Genomic DNA, 17,504 nt, shown 5'->3' with positions numbered 1-17,504 from the left:
TTGTGGGGTAACCGCTGCGATCACGGCCGCAGAGTCGGTTTCCAAACAAAACCAGTAATCAAATGAATTTAGAAAATATTACGGATCATCTTAAAGCTTACAAACAGCACGACCAGATTATCGATGCGGCCAATTTCGTCATCAGCAGCTTCGGTTTGGAACATGAAAACTTTGCAGGTTTCGGTTTCCGGCCCGAACTGGAACCCAACAAAATGCTTCTAACGGCAGAAGGCGAAATCGGCGGAATGCAGATGGTGATGATTCCTAGAAACCTCTTCGATTTCGACTTGAACTTAGTAGTTAACATGCTGGCTCACGAAATGCTGCACGTCCGGCAGAAAGATCCCCAAACATTGGTCGAGGATAAGAATGAGCGCGAGTTTCAGGCGTATTACGAAATGCTTTTTCATAAAATTTTCCCGCAAGTTCCTGAAGTGTCGGATTTTCACAAGAAATTCTTTGGTGAAAAAGCGTTGGAATATTACAGAAGAATGGGAGAGCATTCGGAATTGCAGCAAAAATATGTACAAGAAAAACTGGAGATTGAAGAGTTAATTTCCTCAGTCACTCAATAAAAAAAGGAGACTTATTTCGTCTCCTTCACTTTTTTAGATTTCTTCGGCATTTTTGATTTTATGAATTTCTTTCGCTCTTTCACTGATTCCAAACTTTGTGAATTGAAGCAATATTTTTCCGTTTCTTTCAAAAAATGTAATGCATTTGTGAAACTTCCTCTCATCTCGGAAAGTAAGGCTCTGTAATACAAGATCGAGTACTTATCAATTCCTTTTATTTTTAAAGAATAATTAATGAGTTTTTCTGCTTCCTGAAAATCTTCATTATCTAGAAGACATTTAATGTAATATTTTGGAGTATTTAAATTGGTCACATCGCATTGCATCGCTTCTTCAAAATAGAGTTTTGCTTTTTCATAATCCAGAAGCATTTCGCTGTAGATTCTTCCCATCAGACAAAGCGAATCCGCGTCTTCCGGGTCGTAGGAAAGCGCATAATTCAAGGCTTCCAGGCAATCCGGCAAGCTGTACGGATAATTATCCAACGCTTCGAAGTAATATTTGTTTTTAGTTAAGTTCATTTCTGTAATTTTTTAATTCGTTTTTCAGGCGATTTCTATCTTTTTTGAAAGATCTGTCCTGATGATTCTTTTTAAAATCGGTTCCGGAAAATGTCCGAATCGGATTTCCTCTCTGAACATTTAAATGATTGTTCCACGTTTCCTGCACTCTCCTTTCCAACTGCTGAATATGAAGTGCCATTACTTTTTCTTTCAATCGGATAACAGAAAGCTTCTTATTCTCCAATTGTGAACGGGAATCCTGCACGAAAACGCTTTGTCCGGTTTTCAGATCCGTTGCCCGAACTGCAGTTTCCACTTTATTCACGTTTTGTCCGCCACTTCCCTGGCTTCTCGCGGTTTGAAACTGAATTTGTTTTTCACTAAATTCAGTTTTCTCCAAACCTTCGAGTTCAAAAATTCCGATAAACCAATTGCTTCGTTTATGTAGTTTTCTGAAAGTGCTTTTGCCAACCCAAAGAATGCTTCCGATCCAGGTTTCCAAAAACCCGTTCACTTCTTTTCCTTTTAAAAGTAAGGTTGCGGATTTCAACGTCAGGTTTTCATCGCCATTTTCACGGTGAATGATCTCGTAATCGATTTTATTATTTTTTGCTTCCTCAAGAAAGACCTTCAGAACTTTGGCAACTACCCACTGACATTCCAAAGGTCCTCTTCCCGAGGTTATTTGTATTATTTTGTCCATTGTTTTTAATTTATTAACTGTTATTCCGACGAAGGAGGAATCACAACTGAATTTTTGAGATTCTTCACTTCGTTCAGAATGACAAACTGTAAAGTTTACTTATCCATTCTCACAATTCGGGGTTGAAAAGTTCCCAGAATATCGACCAGTTCGCTTTGCGCATTCATCACTTCATTGATGTCTTTGTAAGCCAGCGGTGCTTCTTCCGCATTTCCGCCTATTAAGGTGACATTTTTAAGTTTTAATTCTTTTTTAATGTCATTTTGGCTGAAACGGTTTCTGCATTCTCCTCTAGAAAAAGCCCGTCCTGCGCCGTGCGAAGCTGAGTTCAGAGAATCCGGATTTCCTTTTCCACGAACGATAAATCCTTTTGCTGTCATCGAACCGGGAATCATTCCCAACTCATTTTCGTTGGCGGGAGTTGCACCTTTTCTGTGAACAATCACTTCTTTTCCGTTATGGATTTCTTTCCACGCGAAATTGTGATGGTTTTCGATTCTGGCTCTCACTCTTCCACCAACTGCTTTTACCAATCTTCTGTGAATATCGTCGTGGCAGGCCGATGCGTAATCTCCCGCGAGATTCATCGCTGTCCAGTATTCTATTCCAAGATGCGTGTTCAAATCCAGCCAGGCGAAGTTTTGCGCTTCTTTTGGCAACGGACACTGATCTGTCGCTACTCTTGAATAATACTGGGCGATTTCGGCTCCCAAGCCACGGGAACCGCTGTGTGAAAGAATTCCGAGGTATTTTCCTTTTGGAAGATTGATTTGTTCGTTCTCTTCCGTAATCTCCACTTCTCCAAATTCCACAAAGTGGTTTCCGCCGCCGGAACTTCCCATTTGCTTGATGGCTTTTCCTTTTAATCTTCTCAAAACCGGAATTAAATTAAACGTATCTCTTTCGAAAATTTCGTGATCGACATGAGATTTGTGCGTTTCGTACATTCCGAATTTGGTGTGTTCGGCAAGCGCTTTTTCGTATTTGTCTCTTGCTCCGTCGAGATATGAAATCGGGGTATCCAAAATACTGAGCGACATTCTGCAGCCAATATCCATGCCGACTCCGTAAGGAATTACCGCATTTTCAACCGCCAAAACTCCACCGATTGGAAGTCCGTAACCGCTGTGAGCATCGGGCATTAAAGCACCTTGCGTTGCAATTGGTAGTTTCAAAGCAGTGTACAATTGGTTTTTTGCTTCATCCGAAATGTTATTTCCGAAAATTTGGAAAGTTGCTCTATTGGTGTTGAGCATTCTTTTTTCTGTTTTCTTTGATGAAAGCAAAGCTTCTGCGATTTGTCCGAATGTTAAATCTTTCTCGAAGTTATCCGGATTCTGCTGGATTTCTTTTAATAAAGATTTCACGTGGTGAATATTTTTGGTTGCGAAGTTTCTTTTCATAACTTCTAAAGCGATGTTAACGCTCTGATTATTTGGATAACCTAATTTTAGTATATCTTTTCCTTTAAGTTTTAAATTTCCCATCTTTTTAGATTTTAGATAATAGATGTGAGATGTTAGACACTCTCGCATCAAATATTTGTACCAACTAGATTTTTTGTTGATTGTTTTTTTTGTCAAAGTTTTCAATTTTCTGACAAAGTTTGTTTGGAGTTGTAATCCTTAGCCCCGATTGCAGTGGAAATCCTTTTTTTTGCGTAGGCTTGAAAAAAGCGAGGGCAAAAAAAGATTGCAACGGAAAGCGGGATTAAGCTCCTGATAAAAATCTGATTTCGGGGAAAGTTATTTTGAGTTTGAAATATTGCGCAATAAAAAACCCGAAATCTTACGACTTCGGGTTTTGATATTTCATTATACTGTTGTTCTAAGAATGTACCAAACCGCGAAGCCCTGCCTTTGCAAAAGGCAATCCTACTGATGAATGTTGATTAAATTTGAACATTGCTTCGTTGTTTTTTTGTTGGTTGAACTTGATTTTCAGGTGCAAATATAGAATAAATTCTGGAACTGCGAATTTTAGCTTAACATTTTCTCCAAAATTTCACAAGCCGATTTGGGTAAATTGGTTCCCGGACCGAAAATATGATCGGCTCCGTTTTGGTAAAGGAATTCATAATCCTGTTGCGGAATTACTCCACCAACAACGATGGTAATATCATCTGCACCGAGTTTTTTCAATTCTTCCACTACTTGCGGAACGAGCGTTTTATGTCCGGCAGCCAAAGAAGAAACTCCCAAAATGTGAATATCGTTTTCCACTGCCTGTCTGGCAACTTCTTCCGGTGTCTGGAATAAAGGTGCAACATCCACATCAAATCCCATGTCCGCGAAAGCGGTAGCAACAACCTTTGCACCGCGGTCGTGGCCGTCCTGACCCATTTTCACGACCATGATTCTTGGTCTTCTGCCTTCCTCATCCTCAAATTTCTGTGCTAAGGAAATGGCTTTTTCAAAATATTCGTTTTTGCTGGCATTCATGGCGTAAACTCCCTGTATGGTTCTGATATTGGCTTTGTATCTTCCGAAACTTTCTTCCATCGCATCGCTCATTTCACCTAAAGTTACTCTTCTTCTTGCGGCTTCGATGCAGATTTCAAGAAGATTTCCGTTTCCTGTTCTGGCGGCTTCTTTAAGTTTGATGATAATTTCTGAAACATGTTCAGCATCCCTGGTTGTTTTTATCTGTTGGAGTCTTTCGATCTGTTTTCTCCGAACTTCAGAATTATCGATATCCAGAATCTCGAGTTCCATCTGTTTTTGGGTGGATTTAAATGAATTTACACCAATGATAAATTCTTCTCCGCTGTCGATCTTTGCCTGTTTTTTGGCTGCGGCTTCTTCAATTCGCATTTTCGGAATTCCTGCTTCGATGGCTTTGGTCATTCCGCCTTCTTTTTCCACTTCATTAATGAATTTCATTGCCTCATCAATCATTTGCTGCGTCAGGCTTTCCACCAAATGGCTTCCACCCATGGGATCTACAACATCGCAAATTCCGCTTTCCTGCTGAAGAATGATTTGGGTGTTTCTTGCGATTTTCGCGGAATAATCAGTGGGCAAAGCGATAGCTTCATCAAGGGCATTCGTATGCAAAGACTGGGTTCCTCCCAAAGCAGATGACAAGGCTTCAATGGCGGTTCTGGTGATATTGTTGAATGGTTCCTGTTCAGTTAAGCTCCAACCAGACGTTTGTGAATGCGTTCTTAAAGCTAAAGATTTCTGATTTTGTGGGTTGAACTGGGTTAAAAGATTTGCCCAAATATATCTTGCAGCGCGCATTTTTGCGATCTCCATGAAATGGTTCATGCCGATGGCCCAGAAAAATGATAATCTCGGCGCGAAATCGTCGATTTTCATGCCTGCTTTAATTCCTGTTCTCACGTATTCTAAACCGTCGGCTAAAGTATAGGCCATTTCCAGAACCGGTGTAGCGCCGGCCTCCTGCATATGATAGCCTGAAATGGAAATCGAATTGAACTTCGGAATATGTTTAGAAGTATATTCAAAAATATCTGCGATAATTTTCATGGAAGGTGTTGGCGGATAAATGTAGGTATTCCGAACCATGAATTCTTTCAGGATATCATTCTGAATCGTTCCTGAAAGTTTTTCCTGAGCAACACCCTGCTCTTCGGCTGCAACAATATAAAATGCCAGGATTGGAAGCACCGCACCATTCATCGTCATCGAGACTGAAATTTCATCCAAAGGAATTTCGTTGAAAAGAATCTTCATATCTTCCACAGAATCAATGGCTACACCGGCTTTCCCGACATCGCCAACCACTCTTGGGTGGTCGGAATCATACCCACGGTGCGTTGCCAAATCGAACGCAACCGACAATCCTTTTTGTCCGGCAGCAAGATTTCTTCTGTAAAAAGCATTGGATTCTTCAGCGGTTGAAAATCCCGCATACTGCCTGATCGTCCAGGGTTTCTGAACATACATTGTGGAGTATGGACCTCTCAAAAAAGGCGCAATTCCCGCAGAATATCCTTTTTCAGTTAACTGTTCCGAATCTTTTTCGGTGTAGGAAGATTTCATTTCCAGACCGTCTTTTTCAAAAAAATAAGGCAGTTTATTATTGGAATTTGTATTGAAGTCCGGAGTTTGATTTTTAATCGGGTGGCGCATTCTCATTGAATTTACAGATGGGTAAAGTTAAGAATTTTTCATCGAAAGTTTTTTGAATCTGTCACTAAACAAAAAACTCACGGAAAGACCGTGAGTTTAATTTTTTTTACAGGAGGTTTATTTGGTGATATCTCCGTCGCCATCAGTAGCATCTTTTGCAGCATCTTTTACTGCGTTAGCGCCGTCTTTTACGGCATCTCCAGTCGCCTTCGCTGCACCTTCAACTGCGCTTGCAGCTGAATCAGTAACCGGCATTGCATCGTCATCTACAATAACTGCAGCAGAGTCACCAACGATTACTGCTGAGGAATCTACAGTGGTAGCATCAGAAACTGTAGCTTCTGTTTTTTTACATGATACTAAAGCGATTGTGGCGAAAACGCCTGCTAACAAAATTGATTTTTTCATATGATAATATTTTAAGTGTGCGCTAATATATAAAAAATCAGTTTACTGCTTAATAATTTTCTTCCTCGCCTTTCATTTTTTCGGCGTTCTCGGCCATAATTACAGCATCGATCATTTCCTGCAGGTCGCCGTTCATATAAGCATCCAGATTGTACATTGACTTATTGATTCTGTGATCGGTTACTCTTCCTTGCGGATAATTGTACGTTTTAATTTTCGCAGAACGGTCTCCCGTGGAAACCATCGTTTTTCTCTGGGCCGCAATATCGCCCTGTACCTTCTGAAGTTCGATATCGTAGAGTTTTGTGCGGAGCATTTCCATCGCCAATTCGCGGTTAGCCAGCTGCGAACGCGCCTGCTGACAAACCACGACCAAACCTGAAGGCTTATGCGTAAGCTGTACCTTAGTTTCAACTTTATTTACGTTTTGTCCGCCGGCTCCACCAGAACGCGATGTCTGCATTTCGATGTCTGCAGGATTCAGTTCGAAATCCACTTCTTCTGCTTCCGGAAGTACGGCTACTGTGATGGCAGAAGTATGAACTCTCCCCTGAGACTCGGTTTCGGGAACGCGCTGAACACGGTGAACACCGGATTCGAATTTCATGATTCCGTAAACGCCGTCGCCTTCTACCTTCAGAATGAGTTCTTTATATCCTTTAGAAGCTTCGCTGGAATCGGTTATTTCGTGTTTCCAGCCTTTTGTTTTAAAATACATCGCATAAGCTCTGTACACGTCTTCTACAAATATCGCTGCTTCGTCGCCACCGGTTCCTGCCCGTAATTCGATGATGACGTTTTTATCATCTGCGGGATCTTTTGGAATCAGAAGAACTTTCAGCTGTTCTTCAAGACCGGGAATTCTCTGAATGGCTTCATTTTTTTCTATTTTGGCCATTTCTACAAATTCTTTATCTGATCCGTCGGCAATAATTTCGTCGGATTCCTCAATGGTATTCAAAGTCTGTTTGTACTGATCGAAAACCGCCACGATTTTTCCGAGGTCGCTGTATTCTTTGTTCAGCGAGGAGTATTTTTTCTGGTCGGAAATTACATCGGGCTGAATAATGAGGTCGGCAACTTCATTATAACGCTGTTTAATGGCTTCGAGTTTTGGGATAAGAGACTTTGACATTTGTAGAAATTTGTGGGTGCAAAGATAGGAAAAAAGCAGAAAACAATATTTCTTACCTTAGAACAACCATCCTGTTTTATAGCCCGGATTGAAACGGCATCCTTTTGCGGAGGGCGGCGGAGCAAAAGATAGAGTGGAAAGCCGGTATCTGTATGTAAAGAAAAACGTAAAGCGTTGCTCCCAAAAAAAATCAGTCTCTAAAAAATTAGAAACTGACTGTATATATGATTTTGCTTTGTGACTGCTTTTCCCGGAAATTAAAGTGGGAGAGCAGTGACATCAACTAGTGATGACCGTGGCTGTCGTGGCTGTGTAAAAACGGCCCGTGACCTTTTGGGTTGCTGTAAACCAGTTCTACACCTTCCTGCTCTGTAAGCGTTTTTCTTCTGATGTCTTCAGGATCGAAAGGTTTGGTTTTACCGAAATATTCCATTAATCCGGAAGTTAACCAAATCGGGATTACATAACCGAAAAACATAAAGATACACCAGAAACCGATAAGGAACATGATTAGGAAATATACGGTCCAAAGGAACTGGTAGAACGGGAAAAATGCTGATAACATCATCATTGGAATAGATTTTAGGCAAAAGTAGGATAATTTTTGTTTTCAGACAAAAGATTTCCGGTGATTTTTCGCTATTTAAAATGATTAAAAAATATTAATGCGCGATGGATTCGAAGAAATCGTTCCCTTTATCATCGGAGATGATGAATGCCGGGAAATTTTCGATTTCGATTTTACGTACGGCTTCCATTCCAAGTTCTTCAAAATCAACAACCTCTACGGACTTGATGTTTTCTTTGGCTAAAATTGCCGCAGGTCCACCTATAGAGCCGAGGTAAAAACCGCCATATTTTGCGCAGGCGTTGGTGACATCCTTGCTTCGGTTTCCTTTCGCGAGCATAATCATACTTCCGCCGTACGACTGGAATTCGTCTACATAAACGTCCATTCTGCCGGCAGTTGTAGGTCCAAAACTTCCGGAAGCCATTCCGTCCGGCGTTTTTGCGGGACCGGCGTAATAAATTGGATGGTTTTTGAAATATTCGGGCATTGGTTTTCCGCTGTCGAGAAGTTCTTTAATCTTTGCGTGTGCGATATCGCGCGCTACGATTAAAGTTCCGTTCAGACTTAAGCGGGTTTTAATCGGATATTTGGAAAGTTCTTCCAGAATATCCGGCATTGGCTGATTCAGGTCGATAGAAACTGCTTCTTCCAAATGCGGAGGAATTTCCGGCAGGTATTTTTTTGGATTGGTCTCTAACTGCTCGAGGAAAATTCCTTCACGGTTGATCAAACCTTTAATGTTTCTGTCGGCAGAACAGGAAACACCCATTCCCACAGGACAGGAAGCTGCGTGACGCGGCAAACGGATTACCCGAACATCGTGTGTGAGATATTTACCGCCAAATTGGGCTCCTATGGAGGATTCCTGGCAGATTTGCTGAACTCTTTTCTCCCATTCCAGATCACGGAACGCCTGTCCGCCCATGTTTCCTTCGGTGGGAAGGTGATCGTAATATCCGGCGCTGGCTTTTTTCACGGCTGCTAAATTGGCTTCCGCGGAAGTTCCGCCAATAACGAGCGCGAGGTGATAAGGCGGGCAAGCTGCAGTTCCCAAATCCATAATTCTTTCGCGAATGAAAGCTTCAAGTGAGGCATCATTCAAGAGGGATTTTGTTTTTTGGTAGAGGAAGGTTTTGTTTGCAGAGCCACCACCTTTCGCGAGGAAAAGAAATTTGTATTCTTCGCCTTTTGTAGCATAAATATCAATCTGTGCCGGGAGGTTCGAGCCGGAATTTTTCTCCTCAAACATCGTTAAAGGCACGATCTGCGAATATCTGAGATTGCGGGTTTGGTAGGTATTATAAATTCCTCTGGAAATCCATTCAGCATCATTTGCTCCAGTGTATACGTTTTCGCCCTTTTTAGCAACGCAAATTGCTGTTCCGGTATCCTGGCAGGAAGGAAGCGCGCCTTCCACTGCAACTGCAGCGTTCTGCAGGAGATTATAAGCTACGAAACGGTCGTTGTCGGTCGCTTCCGGATCATCTATAATATTACGGAGTTTCTGAAGATGCGAAGGCCGAAGCATGAAAGACACATCTGCCAAAGCCTGTTCTGCAAGAAGTTCCAGTGCACGGGGATCTATGGTTAAGATTTCTCTGCCGCCGAGGTATTCTACTTTTAAATATTCTGAACTGAGTTTTCTGTATTGGGTGTCGTCTTTAAGAATAGGAAAGGGATCCTGATAGTGAAATTCCATATTTAATTTTTACGCTGCAAAAATAATGAAATTAAAGGGATATTAAAGAAAAGGCGGGAAGGACTTTTGTCACAAAAAAAAGGCAAAGGAAGTATTACTTCGTATGCCTTTTTCATCATTTGTGATTTGATGCTTCAAAGATAAACCTTGATTATGTCAATTTTTGTCAAGCGCTTCAGTATTCATAAAAGAATTATTTGAAGAAAGCGGCATATCGGATTCGTAATTATCTAATATCTCGAGGTATTTTTCTTTCACGAGGCTTTGCAGGATTTGCGGTTTGATCACTCTGGCGTTACTCATCCACTGGAAAATCCAGCCTACCAGTTCGCGGTTAATACCGCAGCGCAGAGTCATAACATAATTTCCGTTGCTGAGTTTTGAAAAATTCTGCGAATGGTGCCAAAAATGATGTTTAACAAATTCGCCAGTGAGTTCAGAAAATTCTATTTCGATATCGTAAATTTCATTGTTCATATTATCGGTAATCCCAAACCGGTTATCCATTTCGCGGCGCAGGGCGGCTAAAAGATCCCGGTTATCAAACATATTGTTGGTAAGGGAATATTTTTTAAGCTGATTCAGAGCGATTGCCAGGATTTTATTCTTCCCTTTTACAACTCCGGAAAGGTGAATAACGCCCCGGTGATAAAGGATCTGCAGCGGGAGGAAGTCTATCGGGTAAGCGACGGTCTGTGGAATACAAGTGTAATCGTAACCAACTTCTACAAGTCTCATTTCCCGTTTATTCTGAATGCTCCATATGGCATCATTCAGGATCTTCTGGTAGCCGTCTAAGGAAAGAAGGTCATAGAAATAACTGTTAGATATCTGCCTGTCGGCGAAAATCGAAAAGTCTTCGAAATTACTCTTGCTATAACTTTTATAGAATAGATTTTCGATACGGACGAAGGTTTCTTTGCGGGATTTTACCAATGGCAGTGGCATGAGGTTTTTGAAAAGCAGATAGCTTTGAATGTCGAACCCATTAAGCTTAGCTGAACTTTCATCATATTCAATCTTCCAGGTTTTTTTGTTTTTTTCACCCTCTGTAATGATGAGTTTTTCATTGTGCTGCACAATATCTTCAAGTTCGTCCAGATAACGGTATAATGTTCTTTCAGAGATATTGAGGTCGTGAGACTTAGCCCACTGCTTAATAACTTCGATGTTTACAGGACCTCGTTTCAGGCGATTGTAAATCCTCAGCAAATTTTTAGATTTCTTTGACATAAATTTTCTTCTTCTTACCAAATTTAGTTAATAAAATGTATAATCTGTAATTAATCTCTTAATTTTTAATTCTGCATCAAATAGGAAAATTGTAACTTTAATTTTTAAAAATTTACTTGCGATGAATTACAGAACAGAATATGATACGATGGGCGAAGTGCAGGTTCCTGCTGATAAATTCTGGGGTGCACAAACCGAACGTTCCAGAAACAACTTCAAAATAGGACCGGAGGCAAGCATGCCTCACGAAATTATTGAGGCTTTTGCCGTCCTCAAGAAAGCTGCAGCATATGCTAACGCAGAATTAGGTGTGCTTTCCGCTGATAAAAGGGATCAAATTGCCCAGGTTTGCGATGAAATCCTGGAGGGGAAATTAAACGACCAGTTTCCTTTGGTTATTTGGCAAACGGGCTCAGGAACCCAAAGCAATATGAATATGAATGAAGTGATTTCCAATAAAGCACACGTAAACAATGGCGGAATTTTGGGAGCGAAATCTGAAATCCACCCGAACGACGATGTCAACAAATCGCAGAGCTCAAACGATACATATCCCACAGCGATGCATATTGCTGCTTATAAGAAAGTGGTAGAGCATACACTGCCGGCTGTTGAAAAACTCAGAAATACACTCCAGGAAAAAGCCGAAGCTTTCAAAAATATTGTGAAAATCGGGCGAACACATCTGATGGACGCAACACCCTTAACCCTCGGGCAGGAATTTTCTGGATATGTTGCCCAAATCGATTATGCGATGAAAGCCATTGCCAATACTTTAGATCATCTGCAGGAAATCGCTCTGGGCGGAACAGCGGTGGGAACGGGCCTTAATACCCCGAAAGGTTACGACGTTTTGGTGGCAAAATATATTTCAGAATTTACCGGACTGCCTTTTGTTACGGCACCCAATAAGTTTGAAGCGCTTGCTGCCCATGATGCAATTGTCGAAAGTCACGGTGCTTTGAAGCAGCTGGCTGTTTCTCTCTACAAAATCGCACAGGATATCCGTTTTCTGGCTTCGGGGCCGCGTTCCGGTATCGGGGAAATTTTAATTCCTGAAAACGAACCCGGATCATCCATCATGCCCGGAAAAGTAAATCCTACACAAAATGAAGCAATGACGATGGTTTGCGCACAGGTTTTGGGGAACGACACCACCATTTCATTTGCAGGAACGCAGGGAAATTATGAACTGAATGTTTTCAAACCGGTAATTGCCTATAATTTTCTGCAGTCTGCACAGCTTTTAGGCGATGCCTGTATTTCTTTTAATGATCACTGCGCAATAGGTATTGAAGCTAACGAGCCTAGAATTAAAGAGCTCGTAGATAAATCGTTAATGTTGGTAACCGCTCTGAACACTCATATAGGTTACGAAAATGCCGCGAAAATTGCAAAAACTGCCCATAAAAACGGAACCACTTTAAAGGAAGAAGCAGTTAATCTGGGACTTTTAACCGCCGAACAATTTGATGAATGGGTAAAACCGGAAGATATGGTCGGAGGTTTAGCATAATTCAACTTATCGTAAATTAAAAATCCCCGGAAATTTTCCGGGGATTTTGTTTATTAATCTACAGAGACGGAACTGGCGAAAAAATCTTCGAGTTCGCGCAAGGTTTCGGGATTTGTTCTGATGTCTTTCACGAGTTCCCCTTTGTTTAAGACAACAATTCGGTCGCTCACTTCGGTAGTATGAGCAAGGTCGTGACTGGAAATAAGAAAAGTAACTGACTCATTCTGAGACCATGTTCTGATGAGTTTTTTAAGCTTTATCTGTGTAGAGGGATCCAGATTTGCAAATGGTTCATCGAGAATAATGATTGCCGGAGTGCCGATAAGCGCTCCAACAATTCCTACTTTTTTTTGGTTGCCTTTCGATAGGTCTCGTACATATTTTTTAGCATTCAGAATTTCATCGTTGAAGAAATCGTCAAACTGTTTCAGGAACTCATTAACCGTCGTCTTATCCTGCCCGCGTAGCTCGCCGATAAAATAAAAATACTCTTCGGGCGTCAGATAACCAATTAGAAATGATTCATCAATAAAGGCGGAAACTTTATTTTTCCAGTTTTCGTTTTCATTTACTTTATCACCGCCAATTTCAACAAAGCCGGATGATGGCTCTATTAAATCCAGCAAAAGCGAAAAAAGAGTAGTTTTACCGGCGCCGTTATTCCCCACCAATCCAAAACTTTCGCCTTTAGGGATTTGGAGAGATTCAATATGAAGAACTTTTTTGCTGCCGTAAATTTTAGAAATATTTTGAATGTTTATCATGTTTATAGCTTAAATTATGCTGTTTTTTTAAATGCTTCTATTGTTGAATATTTTTCGGATCTGTAAATTTTCACGATATAATCGAAAATTTTATCACGCAGTAAAAATCCGATAAGACCTAAAGCTCCCAGACTTGCAACCGCAATTTCGATTCCCGCGAAAAATTTCACGAGTGCAAAAACGCCCATTGGCAGTACCATTTGCGGAATCATTATCAGCATTACTTTCATGTTAAAGTTATTTCCTCCGCCGCCAAATGATTTGGAGCTGGAATTGAGGTCAATAGGTTTTTTGTTAAATGCTCCAGCCAAAAGAGTGAGGTAAGAGTTCACCCCAAGATTATAAAGTCCGGCGGCAAAAATAGTAAGATAAAATTCCCAGCTGATGAGCAGGTAACCCAGCGCCAAAACCATAGAAACAGCGGTAGCGAGCACCACGAGCGCCCATTTCGCTTTCAGATAGTCTTTATAGGGAACTTTCTGCGTCATCATCAGCGGATAATAGGAGCTGTCCCAGGAGGGTACTCTTTGGCCAAACATGAGCATAAAACCACCGGTCACAAAGATTCCGAGAAAGACCCGCATAAAATCTGTAGCATAAGCTTTGCCTGAAAAATATAGAAGTCCGTAGAATAAAAACATAATTCCCGCAAACAACGCAGACTTTGCAGCTTTGCTTCTTTTCAGAAGTCGGATATCATTATTGATGAAAGTGCCAAGTGTTCCGAAACGGTTAAGGAAATCGATATTTTCGGTTTTACCTACTGCCTGTTCAAGTTCCAGTCCTTTGTCGAGATAAAAGTTGCTGTAAATATTGCGGTAAGCCCAGTATCCGGCAGCAGCGGCTAGCAATACAGGAATCAAAAAGGCACCAGGAAATTCATAAAAAGCTTTAAAAATTTTTTCGGAAAAAGAAGAAAGATGAACGTAGCCGTAATATTCCAGAAAACCGAAAATAATCATTATCGCCGCTACAGTATAAAGAACCAGATTCTGTTTGTTCAATACAATATTTACGAAATTACTGAAATAGAACACTGCCATTATCCCTGTGAGGAACATTAAAACCCCCGGGATAGAATAACTTCCGTGGAAAATAAGCAAACCGCAAAACGGCAACAGAAAAAGCAGATAACCCCAATTAAAAAAATTAAAAATAATTTTCAGGATGGTATAGTTCACCAGTTTTTTCTTGGTGATATTTTGCGTGAGAAATGGTTTGATGTTTTGCGTTGGCATTTGCTGAATAAAATACCTTAGAACCAAATCCAGTGCTGCATAGTAAAGGAAATACCGAGAAAAAAGTGCTATAGGATCAGTCTTTAACTCTTCGACTGAAATAAAATAAAGACCCACCGCCATCATAACAAAAGTAAAACTCATTCCGGCATACGCGAAAGCCATCAGGATTTTCATGGCAAGCTGTGCCCCGAATTGTGGATTCCTGATAAAACTCTTGAATTCTAACTTCAGTAATTTTGTATACATTTCATGGTTTTAAACATTAGTTAAGAACCAACAAGATTTGTTACAAAATAGATGAGATTAAAGCCCTTTTATTATGTTAAGAGATTTGTTTTGAAGCAGAAAAATGATTATTTCATCAATTCCTGCGCTTGAGAAATGGCAGCATCTGTAATTTTACTGCCGGAAAGAAGTTGCGCAATTTCCTGAAGCTTCTCCTCCTCGCTAAGCGGAATAATGTTGGAGCGCGTTCTACCTGAAATGTCTTCTTTAATAACTTTATAGTTATTGTTTCCTTTTGCCGCAACCTGTGCGAGATGGGTAATTACGATAAGCTGCATGTTCGTTGACATTTCCTTCATTACATTTCCCATTTCTTCCGCTACTTTCCCGGAAACTCCTGTGTCGATTTCATCGAGGATTAAGGTCGGCAGTTCCGCATTTTCAGCGATCAGTTTTTTAATAGAAAGCATAACCCGGGAGCGTTCACCACCGGAAATTGCGGACTGTATAGGCTTTAAAGGAAAACCCGAATTCGCCTGAAATAAGATCTGTATACTTTCTTTCCCGAAACTGTTATAGTTAATACCGTCCTTCAGTTCTGCCATAATTTTTGCTTTTTCAAGACCCAATTGTTTCAGTAGAGATTCAATTTTATTGGTGAAATCTGGGATGTGCTTTTTACGGTTTGCCGACAAATCCGCGGCCATTTTTGCGAGACGGATTTCCGAATCCTTCTTCTTCTTTTCGAGTTCGATAATTAAATTTTCAAGATCGGCAAAACCGCTTTGTTCATTTAAAAGTTGATCGCGAATTTCAATTAATTCCGGAATGCCGTGTACGCCGTGTTTCAGAAGCAGTGCGTTTACGGTATTTAAAGTTTGGTTCAGTGTGAGAAGCATTTCCGGACTGGTTTCCATCTTTTCGGCAGCGTCCTGAAGTTCAAAAATGATGTCTTTAAATTCAATAAAATTTTCCTGAAGTCTTTGGTTCAGTAACGTGAATTCGTGTGAAAGATCGGCTACTTTCCCCAGTTTGCCTTTGATCTCGGTCATCGAATCGAGAACGCCGATTTCTTCTGCATCAAGTTTTGCAAAAATTTGTGAAAGATTATCGGTAATTGCTTCAGCGTTTTCCTGTTTTTTTACCTGATTCTGAAGTTCTTCCAGGTCCAGGTCATCCAGATTTATATTCTGAAGTTCTTCCAGAAGAAAGTTTTTGTAATCGCTTTCTTTATTGCTTTCCTCCAACTGATTTTTAAAATTATCCAGTTCCTTCAGCACTTTTTTGTATTCTGAAAACTCCGTTTGGTATTTTAAAATCAGGATTTTATTTTTCGAAAGACCGTCGATGATCTGGAACTGGTATTCTTCATCGAAAAGGTTTGAAGTCTCAAACTGCGAATGAATATCAATGAGTTTTTTTGACAGCATTTTCAGTAAATCCAATGTTACAGGAACATCGTTTACAAAAGCTCTGGATTTTCCGTTGGGAAGAATTTCGCGGCGGATGACGGTTTGATGTTCAAAATCCAAATCGTTTTCCTCAAAAAAAAACTGAAGATTATCGTTGATGGCAAATTCAGCTTCTACAATACTTTTAGTTTCCGAATTCTGTATGGATTTCGCGTCTGCTCTTTCGCCCAAAATTAAACGCAAAGCTCCCAGAATAATCGATTTTCCTGCACCGGTTTCACCCGTAATTACCTGCAAACCTTTGTTTAAAGTAATTTCGAGGGTATCGATAAGAGCAAAATTCTGGATGAAAATTCTTGAAAGCATGTTTTAAATGGCGAATTACAATGTTTTTTGGAAACTCAATTAAACGCAAATTTAATGTTTTGCTTTTTAAGTCGGAAATTAAATGATTGTCAATAATTTCCCCGTCATCCGGTTTATTTCCACTTATTCCACTTGCTGTCGATATCTTTTGGTGAAAGCGTAACGAATAATGACTTTAGGTCGGCCATATTAATATTTGTATTGCTTCCGTTACTGAAAATATCAAAGATTTCCTGTTTTTTTGTGTCGATAAAAATATTGATAGGATAATTCATCTGAAAATTATTTTCATAAGTTTTCAGCTGCATCAGCGCATCAGCAATGATTTTTTTTCCGGAAGTCTGGTCCTGTTTTCCCAGATTATCCAAACCGGCGCGGTGATAGGTGTAATAAATGTTGCGCAGCGTATTTTGCTCCGGTTTCATGATGTTGTCGATCAGTGCGGCTCTGGTTCTGGTTCCTTCAATTAGCGACCATCCGGCAAAATTCTGATTCTGACTATTGTTGGAGATTTTCTGCGCTTTTTCAAACCACGGCTGGCCGCCACGCACCTTGAAGCTGTCGCCGTCGTACCCTAAAATCGTGTACACATAAAAACTTACCACATCGATTAAGTTTTTCCCGGAAAACTGTCTTTCGTTAAAAACAAGATTTTCATTCTCCGTATAATCGAAACCGAAATTGGTGTCATTAATATTGACTAAAGGAGTTTCGTAAGTCGTGTTGAAAACCGGGCGAACGGCCTGTACCACAATACTTCCTTTGAAATTGCTGCTTCCCGCGCGTTCGGTAATTACAATCGCAAAATTACATTTTATCTTTTCGAAGTTCTGAAGTTTTTTCCCTGTCCAACTCGTGTTGTTGATGAAATCGCGAAGATTTTTTTCTAAAGTTTTGTACACCTGATTGTTGCTGCCACCCAGTTGCTGCGCATTTACCTGAACGGTAGCCAGAAGTTCCTGAGAAAAACTGTAATTAAAACTGAAAATAAGGATGAATATGGTAAAAAGTTTCTTCATGTTGGTGATAAAAGTTGAAAACGGAAATTTAGTTATA

Annotated in this window: 15 protein-coding genes; 2 read left to right on the top strand and 13 right to left on the bottom strand. The window is 40.4% G+C overall.

Annotated elements, in window-relative coordinates; translation table 11 throughout:
* The first annotated feature begins 62 nt into the window (after positions 1 to 62).
* Entirely contained in the window at positions 63 to 575 is a 513-nt protein-coding gene (locus CDW55_RS03360) for a hypothetical protein (protein WP_088468298.1), read from the top strand.
* Between the two features lie 11 nt (positions 576 to 586).
* Here CDW55_RS03360 and CDW55_RS03355 read toward each other — a convergent pair whose 3' ends face one another.
* The 9 genes from CDW55_RS03355 to CDW55_RS03315 all read right to left on the bottom strand — a co-directional run bounded on the left by CDW55_RS03355 (position 587) and on the right by CDW55_RS03315 (position 10,924).
* Complete coding sequence (locus tag CDW55_RS03355) at positions 587 to 1,096, bottom strand: tetratricopeptide repeat protein (RefSeq protein ID WP_088468297.1); 510 nt, start codon at positions 1,094 to 1,096, stop codon at positions 587 to 589.
* Positions 1,083 to 1,781, bottom strand: coding sequence for a peptide chain release factor H (gene prfH, locus CDW55_RS03350; RefSeq protein WP_088468296.1), 699 nt, complete (start codon positions 1,779 to 1,781; stop codon positions 1,083 to 1,085). Before prfH ends, CDW55_RS03355 begins: the two co-directional genes overlap by 14 nt.
* 95 nt (positions 1,782 to 1,876) lie before the next feature.
* Complete coding sequence (locus tag CDW55_RS03345) at positions 1,877 to 3,268, bottom strand: RtcB family protein (protein WP_088468295.1); 1,392 nt, start codon at positions 3,266 to 3,268, stop codon at positions 1,877 to 1,879.
* 492 nt (positions 3,269 to 3,760) lie between these two features.
* Positions 3,761 to 5,878, bottom strand: coding sequence for a methylmalonyl-CoA mutase (gene scpA, locus CDW55_RS03340; RefSeq protein WP_088468693.1), 2,118 nt, complete (start codon positions 5,876 to 5,878; stop codon positions 3,761 to 3,763).
* A 117-nt stretch (positions 5,879 to 5,995) separates the two neighbouring features.
* A complete protein-coding gene (locus CDW55_RS03335; RefSeq protein WP_088468294.1) occupies positions 5,996 to 6,286 on the bottom strand; it encodes a hypothetical protein in 291 nt (96 codons plus the stop codon).
* Between the two features lie 49 nt (positions 6,287 to 6,335).
* Positions 6,336 to 7,421, bottom strand: a complete 1,086-nt coding sequence (gene prfA, locus CDW55_RS03330) for a peptide chain release factor 1 (protein ID WP_088468293.1) — start codon at positions 7,419 to 7,421, stop codon at positions 6,336 to 6,338.
* Positions 7,422 to 7,704: 283 nt separating this feature from the next.
* Complete coding sequence (locus CDW55_RS03325) at positions 7,705 to 7,989, bottom strand: hypothetical protein (RefSeq protein ID WP_179285908.1); 285 nt, start codon at positions 7,987 to 7,989, stop codon at positions 7,705 to 7,707.
* 94 nt (positions 7,990 to 8,083) lie between these two features.
* Positions 8,084 to 9,691, bottom strand: coding sequence for a fumarate hydratase (locus CDW55_RS03320; RefSeq protein WP_088468291.1), 1,608 nt, complete (start codon positions 9,689 to 9,691; stop codon positions 8,084 to 8,086).
* A 156-nt stretch (positions 9,692 to 9,847) separates the two neighbouring features.
* A complete protein-coding gene (locus CDW55_RS03315) occupies positions 9,848 to 10,924 on the bottom strand; it encodes a helix-turn-helix transcriptional regulator (protein ID WP_088468290.1) in 1,077 nt (358 codons plus the stop codon).
* A gap of 121 nt (positions 10,925 to 11,045) precedes the next feature.
* Here CDW55_RS03315 and fumC point away from each other — a divergent pair, with 121 nt between their 5' ends.
* Positions 11,046 to 12,440 carry a class II fumarate hydratase gene (gene fumC, locus CDW55_RS03310; RefSeq protein ID WP_088468289.1) on the top strand — a complete coding sequence of 465 codons (1,395 nt, stop codon included), beginning with the start codon at positions 11,046 to 11,048 and terminating at the stop codon, positions 12,438 to 12,440.
* 53 nt (positions 12,441 to 12,493) lie between these two features.
* Here fumC and CDW55_RS03305 read toward each other — a convergent pair whose 3' ends face one another.
* The 4 genes from CDW55_RS03305 to CDW55_RS03290 form a co-directional block, all read right to left on the bottom strand.
* Positions 12,494 to 13,204, bottom strand: a complete 711-nt coding sequence (locus CDW55_RS03305; protein WP_088468288.1) for an ABC transporter ATP-binding protein — start codon at positions 13,202 to 13,204, stop codon at positions 12,494 to 12,496.
* A 14-nt stretch (positions 13,205 to 13,218) separates the two neighbouring features.
* Positions 13,219 to 14,691, bottom strand: coding sequence for a DUF5687 family protein (locus CDW55_RS03300; RefSeq protein WP_088468287.1), 1,473 nt, complete (start codon positions 14,689 to 14,691; stop codon positions 13,219 to 13,221).
* A 107-nt stretch (positions 14,692 to 14,798) separates the two neighbouring features.
* Entirely contained in the window at positions 14,799 to 16,448 is a 1,650-nt protein-coding gene (locus CDW55_RS03295; protein ID WP_088468286.1) for a DNA repair protein RecN, read from the bottom strand.
* A gap of 113 nt (positions 16,449 to 16,561) precedes the next feature.
* Positions 16,562 to 17,467, bottom strand: coding sequence for a DUF4835 family protein (locus CDW55_RS03290; protein WP_088468285.1), 906 nt, complete (start codon positions 17,465 to 17,467; stop codon positions 16,562 to 16,564).
* Positions 17,468 to 17,504: the final 37 nt, after the last annotated feature.

It is taken from the genome of Chryseobacterium sp. VAUSW3 (assembly GCF_002205795.1).
Taxonomy (GTDB): domain Bacteria; phylum Bacteroidota; class Bacteroidia; order Flavobacteriales; family Weeksellaceae; genus Kaistella; species Kaistella yananensis.
Note: the sequence above shows the minus strand (reverse complement) of the source record. Positions and strands in the feature narration are given on the sequence as shown.